Raw genomic sequence first — 21,314 nt, forward strand, 5'->3', positions numbered from 1 at the left:
TTTTTCTATATTTTCTTATTGCATGTCTCTGCTGTCTGAAATTAATTTTTCTTTTGGTGTTTGCTGTAGATTCTTAAATGTAAAAAAAATTCAAAATTTGAAAAACTCTTTTTTTCAAAAAAACTATTTTTTATCTCAAAATAGAATTGTCGCAGGACTTCTTTTTTTCTTCTTTTTGCAAAGTTTTGTTGTTTTAGGCCAAAATCAAGTGGGCTTTACTCCAAGATTCGATAAATCTATTAAAGGGGATATGCTTTTGATAGGTAATAATATTCTAAGTAAACATAAAACAAACGACTTCAATACTGGTGGTACTCAAAATAATAGTATCGATATGGTTAATGTTGATATTGATTCGGATAATTCAACATTTAATTCGAGTAGTGCTGAATTGAAAGTTCCTTCTCAAACAGCATGTTACAAAGTTGTTTATGCCGGTTTGTATTGGAGTGCAGTAGTTAAAGGGAGTGATCCAATTACGAGTATTAAATTTAAAGTGCCAGGAGGTTCTTATGTTGATATCACACCAACTTCTGCTAATGTAAAATCAAATTTAATTTATTCTAAAAACGCTTCTAATAATGATAATTCAAATCCTTATGCTTGTTATGCTGATGTAACATCATATGTGACAGCACTTACAAATCCTCAAGGATATTATACGGTTGCGAATGTATCATCTTTAACTGGACCTAAACCCAATTCAGAAGGACTATCAGCAGGATGGTCATTATTTGTGGTTTATGAAGACCCCAATTTACCAGCTAAATACATTACCTCATTTGATGGTTTTTCTACAATTAATAGTTCAAATAATTTAACGATTCCTGTTTCTGGATTTAAGACAATTCCTGTTGGACCAGTACGTGCAAAATATGCGTTTAGTGCAATAGAGGGGGATAATAATATTACTGGAGATTATTTGCAAATTAACGGTAGTACAATTAGTGCTACTAATAATGCTGGTACTTCAATTAGACCTACAAACAATTTTTTTAATAGTTCGGTTTCTTTTATAGATACCGCTACCAACACACCTGAACTTTTTACGACAAGAGTACCTAAAAGTTCTAATACCCTAGGTTTTGACGCAGGTATTTTAAATATTCCCAATCCATCAGGAACCGGTACAAATGAAGCGGGAGGAAGAGTAATTAAAAATGGTGCTACATCGGCAAATATTAAGTTAGGGAGTACTTCGGATGTATATTATTTTTATTTTAATGCTTTTGCAGTAGATATTATTGAGCCAAAAATTGTACTTACCAAAATTGTAAAAAATACTGCTGGTGTAGATATTGGTAATCAAAATGTAACATTAGGGCAACAATTAAACTATGAAGTAGGTTTTAAAAATACAGGTAATGATAATGCTATAGGTTTGGATCCCGATCCTTTGAAACCGGGTAAAACGCTTATGACAATTCGTGACCAATTACCAATCAATATTGTATTCAATTATCCAGGGGATTTAAATCCGCTTCCTGCTGGAGTTACTGTTAAAAGTTATAATTCAGTAACGAGAAATATTATTTTTCACATAAGTGAGGATGTTGTTAAAGTAGGAGATCCTTTAAAAACAATTAGTTTTAAAGTTAAGGTAGTTCCAGATTGTAATTCGCTAAGCGTTGCTTGTTCTAATAGTATTGATAATTCAGCGTATGCAACTTATAAAGGAAAAGAAAATACAACTTTTGTAATTTCTGATGATCCTAGTGTTAATACCAATACGGGTTGTATTTTAACACCTAAAGCGACCAATTTTTTGGTTGGAATTGATGATTGTAACTTTACAAAGAGCGAAATTTTGTGTGGGAATAGTGTTACTATTTCCGCTTCAAATGGATATGATAGTTACAAGTGGTCAGATAAACCGTTTGTTAAAGGCGTTACAAGTGGTACTATTTTAGGGAATAGTCAAACCCTTACTGTAACGAATCCTGGGACGTATTATGTTTATAATACTGCTGTGGCACCCTGTTTGTCGATAACAGAAGTAGTTACGGTTACTCGTTTCGGTTCAGTTATGGCGAATCCTGTAATTCCATTTGCAGATGAAGTTGTTACGTGTGTAAGTGGTGGAGCAGGGAAACAATTACCAAATATCTTTTTATGTGGTTCTAATGCAACTAAAGCAATTAACACTAATATCTCTGATGGTTCTACTATTGTATGGGAAAAATTAGATGTAAATGGAAGCTGTGCAGCAGTAATCGATAAGAATTGTGCTAATGAAAGTCCTTCGTGTACTTGGGTAAGTGCAGGTCCTAATGGGCCAAATTTCACTGTTGATAAAAACAATACATCAGGTGCATTTACTCAGTTTAGACTTACTTTAAATTATCCAGGAGGATGTTTTAATCGTTTTTATTTCAATGTCTATCATAATTTATTGACACCAACGGAAACGCATAACGATATTATTTGTAATACTTTAGGAAAAATAACAATAGGTGGTGTAGGGACAGGTTATGAATATAGCATAGATGGGACTAATTATCAGGCAAGTAATATTTTTGATAATATAACAACTCCAGCTTTATATACCGTTTATGTGAGACAAATTGGAGTCATTAATCCTTGTATTTTTACTGTACCTAACATTCAAATTAGAAAAAGAGATTTTACAGTGACTCCAACCATTACGCAACCTCTATGTAATGGTGATAAAGGAACTATTAGAGTTGCCGCAAATGATGCAAATCCACAATACAATTTTAGTATTTATCAAGGCGCTACTTTAGTTACAGCTGTTGGGCCAATAACACCAAATGATTATACTTTTTCAAATTTGTCACCTGGGGATTACACGGTTAAAGTTACTACACAAGATGGATGTTCGTATTCGGAAGATGTAAAAATAATAGAACCTTTAAAGTTAACAGCAACTTCAGCATTAACTATTCCACTAACAAGCTGTTCAAATGGGGAAATTACAGTTACTCCAATTGGAGGTACGACACCATATAATTATTATGTTAATGGATCTACTGACTTTCAGGGAGTAGCTAATGTTGAAGTTCTAACAGCAGGATTATATACAATTAACGTCATTGATTATAATAACTGTGAAACAACGACTAGTATAAATGTCACTCAAAATCCAAAACCAGTATATACTGTAACTTCAAAGAACAACAATTGCTATGGTGTTAAAGCTGGTGAAATTAATTTTGATGTAACCAATGCTAATGGTTACACATTAAGTTATAGTATTGATGGCGTTAATTTCCAGTCTAGTAGTTCTTTTTTAAATTTAGCAGCTGGAACTTATACACCAGTTTTAAAATACACATTAAGTGGGGCTGAGTGTTTGGATACTAATCCTGATGTTAATTTAACAGCACCAGCATCTGCATTAACTGCTTCTGGTGGAGTAAGTGAATTGGCTGGTTGTGGACCAGCAGGTGAAGGAAAAGTAAGAATTACAAACCCTCAAGGCGGAACTCCTTTTCCCGCTCCAAATTATTATTTGTACAGCTTCGATAATCAGGTATCATGGGTTACAACTAATGAAGCATATAAAATTCCAGGTAATTATACACTTTATATTAAAGATGCTTTGGGTTGTATTTTCTCAATGCCAAATATTATAATTGATCCAAAACCAGCTACCCCTAGTATTAATCCACCAGCTCCTGTTATTAATTGTGATGGGACGGCTAATAGTACGGTTACTGTTACGAATCCTAATAATATTTCATTTACATATAATTATTATTTAGACGGCACTTTAAATCCAAATACTGTAGATCCTAAAACATTCTTAAATATACCCTCTGGTTCACATACCATAACAGTAGAGTATAAATTACAAAGTGTATCAACGTATAGTAATTTATTGAAAGAGGATTTCGGATCAGGTTTGCCAACGACTACATCTGGTATTGCTAGTGCTTATTGTTTTAATGATTTGAGAGTAAATGCTCCTTATTTGTGCGGAACTCGTTCAGTAGAAGATAATCAATATTCAGTAACTAATGATTTTTGGAGATCAGATGATCCAACTGGCAATAATTCAGGAGCTTGGTATCATTTTAAAGATCATACTACTAATGGAGTTGATACAAATGGTAGATTTTTATTGGTTAACATTGGTTCTGCTGCAGGTCCATATGGTGTATTGTATAGTAAGCCTATTGTAGATGTAATACCTAATCAACCAGTAAAAGTTGATTTATATCTTGCTAATTTAATACGTAGTTCTATTACAGCTGCGGTTCCTGATTTCATAATAGAGTTGGTTGATGCTTCAGGTACAGTAGTTGCTTCACAAGCAACTGGTCCGATTGCAAATAACGAAATTTGGAATTTGAAATCATTGTCTTTAACTCCAACAGGGACTAATACCAATTTGATCTTCAAAATACGTTCAGGAAGTATTCTTTATAGTGGAAACGATGCGGTTATTGATGATGTTCAAGTATATCAATTACCTAAAATTTGTATTACCAAAGTTGATTTCCCATTTGTAGTGCCATCTGGTCAAGCGTTTGCTGCTTCAATTACAGGGCATTCAGACCAAACTTGTGCAGGATTAAATGATGGAACAATTACTATTGCTGCACAAAATTTTGCGGCTGCAGGTTTTTATTATTCTTTAGACGGAGCAACTCCTGTATTACAAACTAGCTCACCATTCACGATTTCTAATTTATCTGCGGGTTCTCATAGTGTAGATATAAAATATGATTTATCGGCAAGTTCTTGTTTGTTTACATTGCCACAAACTATTAGTTCTCCAGCCGCAGTAACGCTTTCAGCAAGTGTAACGAAACAAGCTACTTGTTCTATTGGAGCATCTATCACTGCTGTAGGTGGTGGAGGAACACAAGCTTATCAATATGAATTGCGTGCTGCAGATGGTGTCACTGTAATTCCTGGATTTAGTTTTAGTACTAATGCAGTATTTACAAATGTAGCAGCAGGTAATTATAAAGTTTTTGTACGTGATGCTAATTTATGTACTGCTTCTACTTCAGGTGTATCAGTAAACGTAACAGCTTCACCAGCATTGACTGCAACTTTAGATAGCTCTTCAGATTTATGTTATGACACTGTCAATAAAGCTAAACTAGTAGTTAATGTATCAGGAGGAACTTCACCATTTACTTATAGTTTAGATGGAGCAACAGCAATAAATACTAATACTTTTTCTGATGTTGCGCTAGGAACTCATACTATTTTGGTAACGGATAGTAATAATTGTACGGCTACTATTTCTGGTATTGTGATTCCAACACAATTGCAATTGAATGCTACTTTGACACAAGATTTAACTTGTTTGGCAGATGCTACTATAAATACAACAGTGACAGGTGGATACGGAGTGCCTTACACTTATACGGTTTCTCGTAATGGTGGAACACCAACTACGGTGACTTCTTTCCCTTATTCCGCTACACTTGCTGGAACGTATGTGTTTACTGTTACAGATAGCAAAAGCTGTCCAGCTACTAGTAATGCTATTATTGTTTCTCCAAAAACAACTCCAACCTTAACTTTTGCTAAAACTGATATTACTTGTAATAATGCTAATGACGGAACAATAACCATTACTGCTAGTAATGGATTTACTTCTGCTTATACCTATGCAATTAAATTAAGTTCAGTAGCAACTTATACTACTCAAACGACTAATCTATTTACAGGTTTAGCATCTGGAACATATAATGTTAAAGTAATTGATAGTAAAGGTTGTGAATCTGCAGTGACCGATGTGATTATCGTAAATCCAGCTGTGGTTACTGCAACTATTAGCGCAACCGATTTGGGTTGTAGTCCAACAGGAACTGTTCCATCTGTGGTAACGGTTACTCCATCTGGAGGAACTGGGCCTTATGAATATAGTTTTATTGGAACTACTAATTTTACACCAAGCAATACTTATTCTACTACTGGTGCAGGAACGGTAAATGCTTATGTCAAAGATAGTAATGGCTGTCAGTCAGGACCGTTCTCGGTTGTGATTAATTCAAAGGTATCTATTACAGGTATTAATGTAATGTTTGATACTGGTTTAGAGTGTCCGGATTATGAGGCACATGTTAAGTTTCAAGCGATAGGTGGAATATCTCCTATTCGTTACCAAATTATTACAGGTCCAGCAGGCTTTAGTTCTGCTGTAGTATCAGATGGTGAGTTTAAAGATCTTAAACCTGGAAATTATATTTTTAGAGCTACAGATAAAAATGGATGTAGTTTTGATTTAAATTACAATGTTAAAAATGCACCAGATATTGTAGCTGGAGGTTTAATATTAACACCAATTAAATGCTTTGGTGATAAAGGAACAATTCAGTTTACTGTCAATGGCGTAAAAGATAGAGGATACGATTATGTAATTAGAAATGCTGCTAATGTAATTATTCAGAGCGCTACTAATGTTAGTGAAACTATTACGACTATCAATGTAACCAATCCACAACCGGCAGAAGTTTATACTATCACAGCAACAGATAGAAAAACTACTTGTACTGTAACTTTTTCAATAACACTTACACAACCAACTGCAGCATTAGCTATTGCAAGCGCTGTTGGTACGAATATAAATTGTAACTATGATAATTCACAAATTACTATTGCGACAACAGGCGGTACGCCAAATTATTCGTATGCAGTTGTTAAAGCATTAGCTACAGCTCCGACTGTTTTTGTTCCTGGAAATATATTAACAGTTGATACTAATTCAGGAGTTGATTTGTCTTGGGATGTTTATGTAAAAGATGCTAATGGCTGTTTGGAGAAAAGAAACGTAGTTATAGCAGGTGAAGTAGGACCAACAATTAATCCACAGACACCACCTTGTTATGCAGGAACAGCTATTGCAGTTACTATTACAGGAACTTCTGTTGGAACTACTACATATAGTAAAGATGGAACAAACTTTCAGGCTAGTCCAACATTTAGTTTAACACCAGGAAATTATACTTTAACAATAAAAGATGGATTTGGTTGTGTGGCTTCTATCCCTTATGTACTTGCACCACAATTAACAATAACCGCTACACCAGTAGTAGATGTTACTTGTACACCAAATACTACTATTAATTTAGCTACCAATGGAGGTGTAGGAACTTATATTTATGCTGTTTCATCAAATGGAGGAGCTACTTATACGACGACAACCAGTCCTTATGTAACAGCTACAGCAGGAACCTATAGATTTAGAGTGACAGACTCGGCAGTACCAGCTTGTACTGCATTTTCAACAGATATAATTGTTACTACTAAAGCGACTGTCTTAACATTAAGCACTACCAAAGTAGATGTTAAATGTAAAGGCGATGCTACAGGAAGTATTACTATTACGCCAACTTCGGGAAAAGCACCGTTTACGTTTAGTGTAACTAAAGGAGGCTCACCGATTTCTACAACAGCTGTGACTCCAGGTTTAACAGCAGGAACTTATAATGTTGTGATTACTGATGCTTTGGGTTGTACTTCTGCATCTACAGCAGTTATTATTGCAGAGCCAGCGGTTGCTTTATCTGCCACAGCTGCTGCTCCAGCGACCACGACTTGTAACACAGCTACTACAGTTACAGTTACAGGACACGATGGTACAGCACCATATACTTATAGTTTCCAAGGAGGCGCTTTTACATCAACTGCTACTTATGTAGTTAATGACAATGGCGTTTCAGATCAAGTAATAGCTTACCAAGTAAAAGATGCTAATGGTTGTATCACGGTTTCTCAAAACATTACGGTTAAAAAATTAAATCCACCAACAGGAATTACCTTCACAGGTCTTACGCCAATCACATGTAATGCTACAACTACGAATATTACATTGACGCCAGTTGCAGGAGTTGCACCATTTACTTATACTATAGTTTCAGGAACAACGATAAATACTTCAGGTGCTACTAGTGGGATATTTACAGGATTGCTTCCGGGTAATTATATTTTTGAAGTAACGGATGCTAATGGTTGTAAAAAACAAGATTCAAAAACAATCAATCCAGCGGCAACGATAACAGCTGCAGGAGCAAAAACAGACGTTAAATGTTTTAGTGGGACAGACGGTACTGCCACTTTTACTGTAACAGGGGCAAGTAGCGTTGGGAATTTCACATATACATTAACTCCTGCTGTTCCTCTAACTCAAATTACTAAAACAGGAAATGTAGTAGTTGTAACAGGTTTAGGAGTAAATACTTATACTTTTACAGCTACTGATATTAGTACAGGTTGTAGTTCTAATGCAGTTTCTCAAATCATAAGCGCTCCAAGTCAAATCACTTTCACATTGGACGCTACTAAAGTTAATTGTAACGCTACTAAATCTACTATTAGTTTCCCAACCTTGTCAGGAGGAACACCAGGTTATACGTACGCTTACGCTGCAAGTCCTTCAACAGTACCAAGTACGGTTTATGGTATTTTAACAACAGTAGACACAGCTGTTTTAACAAAGAATATCGATGTTTATGTAAAAGATATTAATGGTTGTTTCGAGAAGAGAAGTATTGTTATTGGTTCAGAAGTAGGACCAACAATTAATCCACAGACACCACCTTGTTATACAGGAATAGCTATTGCAGTTACTATTACAGGAACTGCTGTTGGAACTACTACATATAGTAAAGATGGAACAAACTTTCAGGCTAGTCCAACATTTAGTTTAACACCAGGAAATTATACTTTAACAATAAAAGATGGATTTGGTTGTGTGGCTTCTATCCCTTATGTACTTGCACCACAATTAACAATAACCGCTACACCAGTAGTAGATATTACTTGTACACCAGATACTACTATTAATTTAGCGGCCAATGGAGGTGTAGGAACTTATACTTATGCTGTTTCATCAAATGGAGGAGCTACTTATACGACGACAACCAGTCCTTATGTAACAGCTATAGCAGGAACCTATAGATTTAGAGTGACAGACTCGGCAGTACCAGCTTGTACTGCATTTTCAACAGATATAATTGTTACTACTAAAGCGACTGTCTTAACATTAAGCACTACCAAAGTAGATGTTAAATGTAAAGGCGATGCTACAGGAAGTATTACTATTACGCCAACTTCAGGAAAAGCACCGTTTACGTTTAGTGTAACTAAAGGAGGCTCACCGATTTCTACAACAGCTGTGACTCCAGGTTTAACAGCAGGAACTTATAATGTTGTTGTTACTGATGCTTTGGGTTGTACTTCTGCATCTACAGCAGTTATTATTGCAGAGCCAGCGGTTGCTTTATCTGCCACAGCTGCTGCTCCAGCGACCACGACTTGTAGCACAGCAACTACAGTTACAGTTACAGGACACGATGGTACAGCACCATATACTTATAGTTTTAATGGAGGAGCTTTTACATCAACTGCTACTTATGTAGTTAATGACAATGGTGTTTCAGATCAAGTAATAGCTTACCAAGTAAAAGATGTTAATGGCTGTATCACGGTTTCTCAAAACATTACGGTTAAAAAATTAAACCCACCAACAGGAATTACCTTCACAGGTCTTACGCCAATCACATGTAATGCTACAACAACAAGTATTACATTGACTCCAGTTGCAGGTGTTGCACCATTTACTTATAAGATTATAGCTCCTGTATCAGCAGTAGGAAATGTTACTGGTGATGGCAATGGTATATATACAGGATTGCTTCCGGGTAATTATATTTTTGAAGTAACGGATGCTAATGGATGTTCAAAACAAGATTCAAAAACAATTGCACCAGTTGCACCAATTATTGCAACTGCTTCTAAATTTTCTGATGTGGCTTGTTTTGGAGATACAACAGGTTCGATAGGTTATAATATAAGCGGATTTGCTTCTACTTATAGTTATAAAGTAAATGCGGGGACAGCTGTAACAGGTCAAACCGCTTCAACATTTACATTGTCTGGTTTGAGTGCAGGTACTTATGCTGTTGCCTTTACAGATGAAACGACCTTATGTACCGCTTCAACTTCAATAACTATTACTGGACCAGCGTCTGTTGTGTCGGCTAGTTTAGCAGGTAATGTGCATGCTAATTGTGTAACACCTTATGCGGTAGTGACTATTAATGCAACAGGTGGTACTCCAAATTACAAATATGCTTTTGTACCAAATGGAGCTACTCCAGTATCATCAGATTATGTTACTTCAAATATTGCCAATTTAGATCCTACAATAGCAACAGATTGGGATGTTTGGGTCATGGATTCAAAAGGATGTACGATTACTTCGCCAATAGATGTGCCAATTGTAATGGATCCTAAACCAACTGTAACAGCTTCGGTAATAGGTCAATGTACTGTTTCAGGAAGTAACTTTAAAATTGTAGCTTTAGGTGCTAGTGGTGTAGCACCATATACTTATACTATTAATACAGGTGTTGCACCAAGTCCTGCAGATACATTTACTGTTGCACCAGGAACTTATACAGTTACTGTAACTGATAAAAATGGTTGTACAGGTACAACAACGGTTACAGTAAATCAAGTATTAAATGCTACTGCTGTTTTGACAAAGGATTTAGATTGTACAGCTTCTCCAGATGGTCTAATTAATGTTACTCTAATTGGAGGTAAAGGACCTTTTACCTATAAAACTAGTATTGATGGTGCTCCGTATTCAGTTGTTGTTCCAGTCACAGGTAATTCATTTACCTATACAGCACCAACAGCACTGATAGCACATACTTATCAGTTCGAAATTACTGACGCAAATAGTTGTATCAAAGTTTCTAATGTAATAACTGTTAATCCAATTGTTTATCCTGTTATTACGACTTTAACTCTAAAGCAAGATATTAAATGTAATGGGGATGCTACAGGTATAATTGAAGTTACTATTGACTCATCTAAAGGAATTGGACCTTTTACCTATAGTAAAAACGGCGTAACTTATCAATCCTCAAACACATTCACTGGTCTAACTGCAGGTACTTATACTATAACTGTAAAAGACAGCAAAGGTTGTATTAATATTGTTCCTGCTACTATTACAATTACACAAAATGCACCTATAGCTGTTACTCATCATGAAATTCCAATTACTTGTGGAGCTGGAGGTGTTTCTAAAGGGTCTGTGATTATTGACTCTGTAATTGGAGGTGTAGGGCCTTATAATTATTTTGTAACAGGAGCAAACGGTTATAGTGCTTCAGAACTAAATGCTTCAGGAAGTACTTCTGTAACTTTTAATGTAGTTGACTTTGGGTTATACCAAATTAATGTAGTTGATGCGAACGGTTGTTCTAAATTAATTCAAAATATATTAGTAGCATCGCCTCCAAATGACTTGTCTATAGTTATTAATGCTTCGGCAACGTGTGGTACTGGTGGTAAAGCTGATATTAATTTAGCGGGTTCATTAACTGGTTCTGGACCGTTCTTTTTTGCAATTTATACTGGTCCAGGCATGGTTTATCCTACTGGAACATGGTTATCAGAAGATGCGACGGGAAGTAAACACGCCCAATTCACTAATTTGATTCCAGGTGTTACTTATACTTTTGTAGTTTATGATAGTGTATCGAAATGTTATTATTTTGAAACTGCGGCAGCACCAATACCTACGTCATCAACTTTAGCTATAAGTAATGTTGTTCCAAAAAATATTACTTGTACCGGAAATACAGATGGTAAGGTAAGTTTTGATATAACCAATCCTTATGGAGTAGCAACACCAATTATTTACCAACTATATGATGCATTTACGTTAGCACCTAAAGGAGCAGCGGTATCAGTTACGATTCCAACAGGAATAACTTCAATAACCAATTTTGGTGCACTGGCAGTTGGTAATTATTTTGTTTTAATAAAAGAAGATGTTGGAGCTACCAATGTGGGCTGTAGTGTGGTAACGTCTAATTTTAATATTACTCAATCAGCTATTCTATTGAATGTCTCTGCTTCGGTAATTAAAAATGAAAATTGTAACAATTTAGGAATCATAAACGCATTGGCTAAAGATGGTACTCCTGGGTATCTTTATCAAATTTCAACTTCAGCGACAGCTCCATTGCAAAATGATTCTTCTTGGTCTACAGCTAGTACAAACGGTACATTCAGTTCTGTTGTTGCGGGAAGTTATTATGTTCATGTGAAAGATGCTTACGGTTGTGTTAAATCTTCTCCAGTAGTTGTTTTAATAAAAGATCCAACTCCTGTAATTGCTTTATCTGTAATAGATAAATGTGCAGATGAAGGTAATTTTGATCTAAAAGTAGATATGACTACAGCTGGAATTCCTCCATATACAATTGTTGTAAATGGAAGTGCTCCACAAAGTGCTATTTTCCCTTATCCGACTATTACAGGACTAAGTTCAGGTCTTCAAACGGTTACTATAAAAGATGCCAATGGATGTTCATTTACTGAAACAATTACTATTGCAGCACCATTAGTGGCTACACCTGCCATTACTGCATTACCAACTTGTGCTAATAACGATGGTATAATTACAATATCAGGAGCAGGGGGAACTCTTTCTTATAGTTATGCAATTACTGCTGGACCTGTAACTCGTCCAGTTCAACCTTCTAATATTTTTAATGGATTACCAGCAGGTACCTATACAGTAACAATGACTGATACTGCGACACCTACGAATTGTAGCACAACAGCTTCGGTTACTTTAAGTGTCCCAACTCCTGTTACTTTTACAACGACTACAACTCCAGCTTTATGTAATGGTGAAACTACTGGCACTGGAAGTATTACGGTTATTTTGGGAGCAGCAAATAATAATCCAAATTACAGTTATGAAATTACTGCACCTATCATTCGTGCAGCTCAATCTTCTAATGTGTTTACAGGATTATTGGCAGGAACTTATACTGTAAAAGTAAACTCAGGAAGAGGTTGTTCATTAACAAATAATACTGTTATTGTTGCTCCAGCAGTAGCGTTAGTAGCTACAGCTGCTGTTACGACTAAATTAACCTGCGGAACAGGAAACATACCACAAAAAGCGATAGTTACAGTCACAGGAAGTGGTGGCGCAGGTACTTATGAATATAGTTTTGATGGAGTTCATTACTCTAGTCAAAACACCTATGAAACCTATTCTTCAGTAACTGTTACTGGTTATGTAAAGGATGCAAATGGTTGTGTGGCTAGTAATCCAATTACAGTTAATACTTTGAATCCGCCAACACAAATGGATATTACAGGTACACCAATTTGGTGTTCACCTTTAGCGAATACTACCAGTACAGTAAATATTACGAATATTATAAATGGAGTTTCTCCATTTACGTATCAAAATATTACTTCAGGAACCTCTAATTCAACAGGTAGTTTCACAGGTTTAACAGCTGGGGATTATATTTTCCAGGTAACGGATGCTAATGGTTGTACGTACCAAGAGTTGTATACTGTAAAAGCGTTAAAACCTATTGCTATAGTTGGTGCATTGGCCAACAACATTTCATGTAATGTATTAAACGGTACTAATAACAATGGTTCGGCTAAATTTACAGTAACAGGATTTAGTGCTACAGGCAATTATACAATTATAACTTCACCAGTTGTTCCAGCGGCACAAATCTCAACTGTTAATGATGTAATTACTTTAACAGGACTTACAGCAGGAATCTATACAGTAACAGTAACAGATAATACTACTGGTTGTTCAAAAAGTGATTCAGTTACATTAACAGCACCAGTTGCGATTACTTTTAGTACGACTGCTTCACATGTATTCTGTTCACAAGATGTTTCTCAAATCACAGTAAGTAGCGTAGCGGGAGGAACAGGCGTTTACACTTATGCTGCTGTATTAGCTGGGGCTTCTGCGCCAACGACGTATGATTCTAACCCAGTAATTTCAGTAGATACAGATCTTAATGCTCTTAAGTTATCTTGGGATGTTTATGTAAAAGATGCTAATGGTTGTATTTCTGTAAAAGTTACTACACCAGTAGTTTTAGATGCAGCGCCGACAATTAGTCTTCCTACGGCACAATGTTTTACAGGAACTCCTCTAACAGTTAATTTGAGTGGTTTAACTAGCACTTACAATGGCGCCAAATCATACACTGTAAATGGATTTGCGATTGGATCGTCTACAGCGACTTTTAATGGTCCTGGTACTTATATATTAGGAATTAAAGATGATCATGGTTGTGAGGCTTTTGTTAATTATAAAATTGAAAAACAATTATTAGCGACGGCTACATTGATCAAAGATTTGTATTGTGCAGCGCCAGTTAATGCTTCAATTGAAGTATTGATACAAGATGGTGTAGCTCCTTATTCTTACCAAATGTATTCTGGTGTAACGCCTGTTGGAAGTTTGGTTGCAGGTGTTGCAGGACCGACATTTACGGCTTCTGTATCAGCTATTGGTACCTACCATTTTGTAATAACGGACAGTAATGGAGCTACATGTTCAGTAACTACGAATACTGTTACTGTAACAACTCCAACGACTCCAACTTTCAGCACATCTAAAATTAATGTAAGCTGTGCAGGAGGGAATGATGGAAGTATTACTGTAAACCCAGTTAATGGATTTGTACCTTATACTTTCGCTTTATCAGGTCCTGTAGTAAACCATACTGGAGATGCTAATGGAATTTATACAGGTTTAACAGCAGGTTCTTATACAATTGTAGTTACCGATGCAAAAGGTTGTGCTTCTGTAGCTGCTCCAGCTATTGTTATTACAGCACCAGTTGTATTAACGGCTACTGCTTCAGTTTCAGCAAATACAACTTGTAGTATTACTAGAGTGATTACTGTAGTGGGGCATGATGGTACACAAACTGGAACAGGAACAGGCTATTATTATAGTTTTGATAACGGTCTGACTTATGATACTGTAAATACTTTTACAGTAAATGATAATGGAAGTATTCAAACGATCAAGTATTCTGTAAAAGATGCTAATGGTTGTAGTACAGTTCCTCAAAACATTATTGTGAATCCGTTGAATCCGCCAACACAAATGGATATTACAGGTACAGCAATTTGGTGTTCACCTTTAGCGAATACTACCAGTACAGTAAATATTACGAATATTATAAATGGAGTTGGGCCATTTACGTATCAAAATATTACTTCTGGAACCTCTAATTCAACAGGTAGTTTCACAGGTTTAACAGCTGGGGATTATATTTTCCAGGTAACGGATGCTAATGGTTGTACGTATCAGGAATTATATACAGTAAAAGCGTTAACGCCTATTGCTATAGTTGGTGTATTGGCCAACAACATTTCATGTAACGTATTAAACGGTACTAATAACAATGGTTCGGCTAAATTTACAGTAACAGGATTTAGTGCTACAGGCAATTATACAATTATAACTTCACCAGTTGTTCCAGCGGCACAAATCTCAACTGTTAATGATGTAATTACTTTAACAGGACTTACAGCAGGAATCTATACAGTAACAGTAACAGATAATACTACTGGTTGTTCAAAAAGTGATTCAGTTACATTAACAGCACCAGTTGCGATTACTTTTAGTACGACTGCTTCACATGTATTCTGTTCACAAGATGTTTCTCAAATCACAGTAAGTAGCGTAGCGGGAGGAACAGGCGTTTACACTTATGCTGCTGTATTAGCTGGGGCTTCTGCGCCAACGACGTATGATTCTAACCCAGTAATTTCAGTAGATACAGATCTTAATGCTCTTAAGTTATCTTGGGATGTTTATGTAAAAGATGCTAATGGTTGTATTTCTGTAAAAGTTACTACACCAGTAGTTTTAGATGCAGCGCCGACAATTAGTCTTCCTACGGCACAATGTTTTACAGGAACTCCTCTAACAGTTAATTTGAGTGGTTTAACTAGCACTTACAATGGCGCCAAATCATACACTGTAAATGGATTTGCGATTGGATCGTCTACAGCGACTTTTAATGGTCCTGGTACTTATATATTAGGAATTAAAGATGATCATGGTTGTGAGGCTTTTGTTAATTATAAAATTGAAAAACAATTATTAGCGACGGCTACATTGATCAAAGATTTGTATTGTGCAGCGCCAGTTAATGCTTCAATTGAAGTATCGATACAAGATGGAGTAGCACCTTATTCTTACCAAATGTATTCAGGTGTAACGCCTGTTGGAAGTTTGGTTACAGGTGTTGCAGGACCGACATTTACGGCTTCTGTATCAGCTATTGGTACCTACCATTTTGTAATAACGGACAGTAATGGAGCTACATGTTCAGTAACTACGAATACTGTTACTGTAACAACTCCAGCGACTCCAACTTTCACAACAACAACTCCAGTAAACGTAAGTTGTAAATTAGGAAATGATGGTAGCTTTATTGTGATTCCGACTAATGGAATTGCACCTTATACTTTTGCTTTATCAGGTCCTGTAGTAAACCATACTGGAGATGCTAATGGAATTTATACAGGTTTAACAGCAGGTTCTTATACAATTGTAGTTACCGATGCAAAAGGTTGTACCTCTGTAGCTGCTCCAGCGATTGTTATTACAGAGCCAGTTGTATTAACAGCTACTGCTTCCGTAACTCCATTTGGATGTGATACTGCAAATACACATAGGGATGCTATAGTAACTATTACTGCTGTTGATGGAACTGCTCCTTATAGTTACAGTTTTAATGGAGGAGGAACTTTCCAAGTTTCAAATTCATTTACAGTAAGTAGCCCTCAAACTATAAATTATGTGGTTCATGATGCTAACGGTTGTATTGCTAGTGGTTCTGCCATTATAGTGCCATACACTCCGCCAACGGATATGAATTTAACAGCGAGTCCTGTTTACTGTAATACGCCAGTTGCTACAGTTACTGTAAATTCAGTAACAGGAGGTGTGATGCCATATACTTATGAAATTATTTCGCCAACTACTGCGGTAACAGCCCCAAGTGCAACAAATAGTTTTGCGAACTTGGCTCCAGATACATATTCTATAAAAGTAACAGATGCCAATGGCTGTAGTTTTATTAAAGCGATTATAGTAAGTGAAGCTTCAAAAATCGAGGTTACGGCTCAATTAATGAGTAATGTTCTTTGTAATGGAGGTAATACTGGCGCTATAGCTTTTAGAGTGTTTAATTATATCACTGCAGGAAGTTATAACTTTAGTCTAACGCCACCAACAGGTACATTTACACAGAATGGTGATATTATTAGTTATACTGGTCTTACAGCAGGTAATTATACGTTCACTGTAACTGATAATGTTTCTGGTTGTGTTGATAATGTAGTTAACTTTATGGTTAGTCAGCCAGTAGTGTTAAGTTCTACATCTGTTGCGACAAATATTAATTGTAACAACGATAATGCTACAATAACGGTAGCAGGGTCAGGTGGTACTGGACCATATAAATACGCAGTGGCTAGAGCTACTGATCCAGTTCCAACAATTTTTATTTTAAATAACCAATTAGCTATTGACACTAATAATGGTGCCGATACGAGTTGGATAGTATATGTAAAAGACGCCAATGGTTGTTCAACTAGTAATGCCCAAACAATTATTTTAGATACTAATCCAACAATAGGAACTGCTATTGCTACACAATGTCCTAGTGCAACAGGTACTTATGATATTACAGTAACAGCTACTGGATTTAGTTCTGCATTACAATACAGTTTAGACGGAGTTAGTTTCCAAACTAGTAATATCATTACAGTAAATGCTCCAGGAAATTATAATGTTACTGTAAAAGATGCTAATGGATGTCTATCAGTTGCAACTCCAGTGACTATTTTGCAACCATTAAGTTTATCAGCTTCAATTACTAAAGTTCCTACTTGTAACGCTGCGGATGGTGAAGTAACTTTAGTGGCTACTGGTGGAACAATACCATCAAGTTATGAATATAGTAAGGACGGATTAACGTATGTGGCTAGTAATGTATTTACTGGTTTAGCTCCAAATGTTATTCCTTATAAATTTTACGTGAGAGATTTAGGTACGAATTGTGTTCAATCAATTGATTTTACAATTGAACCTGCTACATTAGTTACTGGTTTAACTTTGATACCAACTCATGTTACTTGTAACTTAGGTAATAATGGTGTCATTACAGCAACTTTGGATACTCCAGCAGCTGGTATAAATGACAACCCAGTTTATATGTATAGCTTGAATGGAGGAACTCCACAAATTTCTAATGTATTTACAGGATTAATTGCAGGCACTTATACTGTTAAGGTAATTTCTGGAAAAGGTTGTGAGGCAACGGCTTCAACTACTGTGAATGAGCCAGCAGTTATTACAGTTCCTACACCAACTCCAGTACAATTTGCTTGTAATTCAGGTTCAAACACAATGAATTTTGCAACTATTACTGTTGCGGGTGTAATAGGTGGTTCTGGTAATTATACTATTTATGAGTTCATTAAAAACGGAAATGCTGTTCCAGTTCAAAAAGGGACAAGTAACGTATATACCGAAGCCAATTTGTTAGGTGGTAGTTATACCGTAAATGTTTATGATGATAAAGGATGTGTAGGGTCAACGGCTACTGCATTTACTATAAATCCATATATAACTTTGGACAAAGTAAATGTGACTGTTAATAACGCTATTACCTGTACAAATCTTGAAGATGTTACCGTTTCTGCGAGTAGTATTGGTGGAACTCCAACAAATTTAGAATTTACTTTGGTAGATGTTAATGCTACAACTGGAATTCAAGGAGGTCTATATCCAAGCCAAACTAATACAACTGGAGTATTTACAGGATTGTTAGTGGGTAATTATTTAGTTACTGTTAAAAATATAGATACAGGATGTAGTATACAAGGTGTTCATTATGTAAATGAGCCAAATACGTTCGAATTGAAAGTAAATAAAACAAGCGATGTCGTTTGTTATGGTTCAAATGAAGGAACAGTAGAATTGACTATTGTCGATAATCAATTGGTTCCAAGTAATGATGCAGGTATCTTCGACTATGTGATTACGAGTACTGTATTGGCAACGCCAATTACTGGAACTTCTACATCAGCAGGTCCATGGACAGTATCTGGATTAAGAACTGGTTCATACACTGTAACAGCTACATTAACAAACAGTCCAAAATGTGCTGTAACAACTAGTTTTACCATCGATCAGTCTACAGCTGCTTTAGCATTTGCCGAGACTCATACAATGATTACTTGTGCTACAGGCGATGGTACTATTTCGGTTACCGCTACAGGTGGATGGCTGGGTGATTATCAATTCGAAGTGCTTAAAAATGGTTTACCATTTAGTGTTTATTCTGCTCAAACGAATTATACTAATTTATCAAATGGTATTTATAGAGTAAATGTAAAAGATACGCATGGATGTATTGCTTTTATAGATGTAGCTTTAAATAATCCTACACCAATAACAGTAACAGCTATTCCAAGTACATTGATGGTTTCTTGTAAAGATGATAAATCAGCTAGCATAACTGCTACAGGAGTTTCAGGTGGTCAAGGAAGTAATTATTCTTATAAATTAAATTATGAGTCTATGTCACCAGTGGTTACTTCTGGCCCTCAAAGTTCTCCAATATTTACAGGATTAGGAGCAGGAAAATATAGTATTACTGTTACTGATGGATGGAGTTGTAGTTCTACATCATTGCCAGTTACAATTAACGAGCCTACAAAAGTAGAAGCTAGTTTAGTTTTAGCTACTTTACAGACTTGTTTAGTTCAATCAACATTGACACTTTCTGCAACTGGAGGAACTGGAAGTTATACTTATAGTGCTGATCCTAGTTTTGCGTCACCAATAGCGATGATTGGTAATACTGCTACTTTCTCAGTTCCAAATGGGACTTTCCACTATTACGTTAAAGATGCTAATGGTTGTGTAAGTATAGTATCTAATGATATTCAAAATGATCCATTAGAACCATTGGCTATTGATTTGGATATTGTAAACTCTGTTATAAACTGTAAAGGAGATCTAACAGGGGTGGTTGTTGCTAAAGCCAAAGGTGGTTTGGGTGGTTATACTTATACTTTATTAGATAGCACACATAATCCAATTGCTAGTGCAGTACAAAATTCAGCTGGTAATTTTACATCTATAGCTGCTGGAATTTATTATGTTAGAGTAAATAGTGGTATTGATTGTAATACAGTTTCTGGTCCAATAGTTATTACCGAGCCTAATACAGCTTTAAGTGCTATTGAATCACATGTTGATGTTGTTTGTAATGGTAATAATGATGGTAAAATCACTATCTCTGCCAACGGTACTGGTACAGGAATTGTTAAATATGCGATTTCGCCTAATTTAAATAAGTTCTTTGATAATGGTGTTTTTGAAAATCTTGCACCTGGTAAATATGAAATTGTCGTTCAGGATCAAAATGGATGTTATATCTATTATTCTATCGCTGCAGGCACAGCTATAGAGATTAAACAGCCAGCTGTTATTACTTCATCTGTAGTTCCAGGTTCTGAAGTTCAAGAATTTTGCGCTGGTGATAAAACAGGAGCTTTCGATATAACTATTGCTGGAGGTGTTGCTCCATATAGCACTACTTTGGATGATCCTAATGGAATTTACGTTCAGGACCAAGTTAAATTTAGTGGTCTATCTGGAGGTGAACATATAGTTTATATTAAAGATGCTAATACTTGTACATTTGAAGTGGTTGTCGGTTTAAAACCTTCAGTAACTTTAAATCCAACTGCGACTATTACATATGATTGTGTTAATAATTCAGCTGCTAATAGTATTACTGTAGCCATTGACGCAAGTAATAGCCCTGCTGATGTTGAATATTCATTAGACAATAGTTCTAGTACACAACCAAGTAATGTTTTCACTAACCTTGTTCCTGGAGATCATTTTATTATGGTTCATCATAAAAATGGTTGTGTAGATGCTACGCCAGTTTTCCATGTCAATAAAGTTGATCCTTTGGCTATGTCATTAGACATTGTAGGATTAAATGAAATTGTGGCTACTACAACAGGTGGATCAGGTGTGTATCATTATTCAGTAAATGGTGAAGATATTGGAACTAACAATAAGTATATTTATTTCAAATCAGGTGATTATACCTTTACGGTGACTGACACTAATGGCTGTTCACTTTCTGTAACTAAATATTTTGAATTTATTGATATTATAATACCGCCAATATTTACTCCAACAGGTGATGGTATAAATGACACTTGGCAACCAACAAACACAGAGAACTATCCAGGTATTAAGTTTGTTGTCTATGACCGTTACGGACGTGAAGTGGGTGTTTTTGGAGCAGGTCAGTCTTGGGACGGTAAATACAATGGTACTGAGTTACCAATGGGTGATTACTGGTATGTTTTGAAATTAAGACATACCCAAGATGATCGTGAGTTTATTGGTCACTTTACGCTATACCGATAATACTGCATTTTGTTGAATGGAATAATAATGTGAGGAGTTA

Annotated in this window: 1 protein-coding gene; it reads left to right on the forward strand. The window is 35.8% G+C overall.

Translation table 11 applies throughout. From position 1 onward, the window contains the following. Window positions 1–97 precede the first annotated feature (97 nt). Complete coding sequence (locus tag ACUN3A_RS09740) at window positions 98–21,274, forward strand: T9SS type B sorting domain-containing protein (RefSeq protein WP_445551098.1); 21,177 nt, start codon at window positions 98–100, stop codon at window positions 21,272–21,274. Window positions 21,275–21,314 lie beyond the last annotated feature (40 nt).

This window comes from Flavobacterium sp. WC2509 (assembly GCF_052683105.1).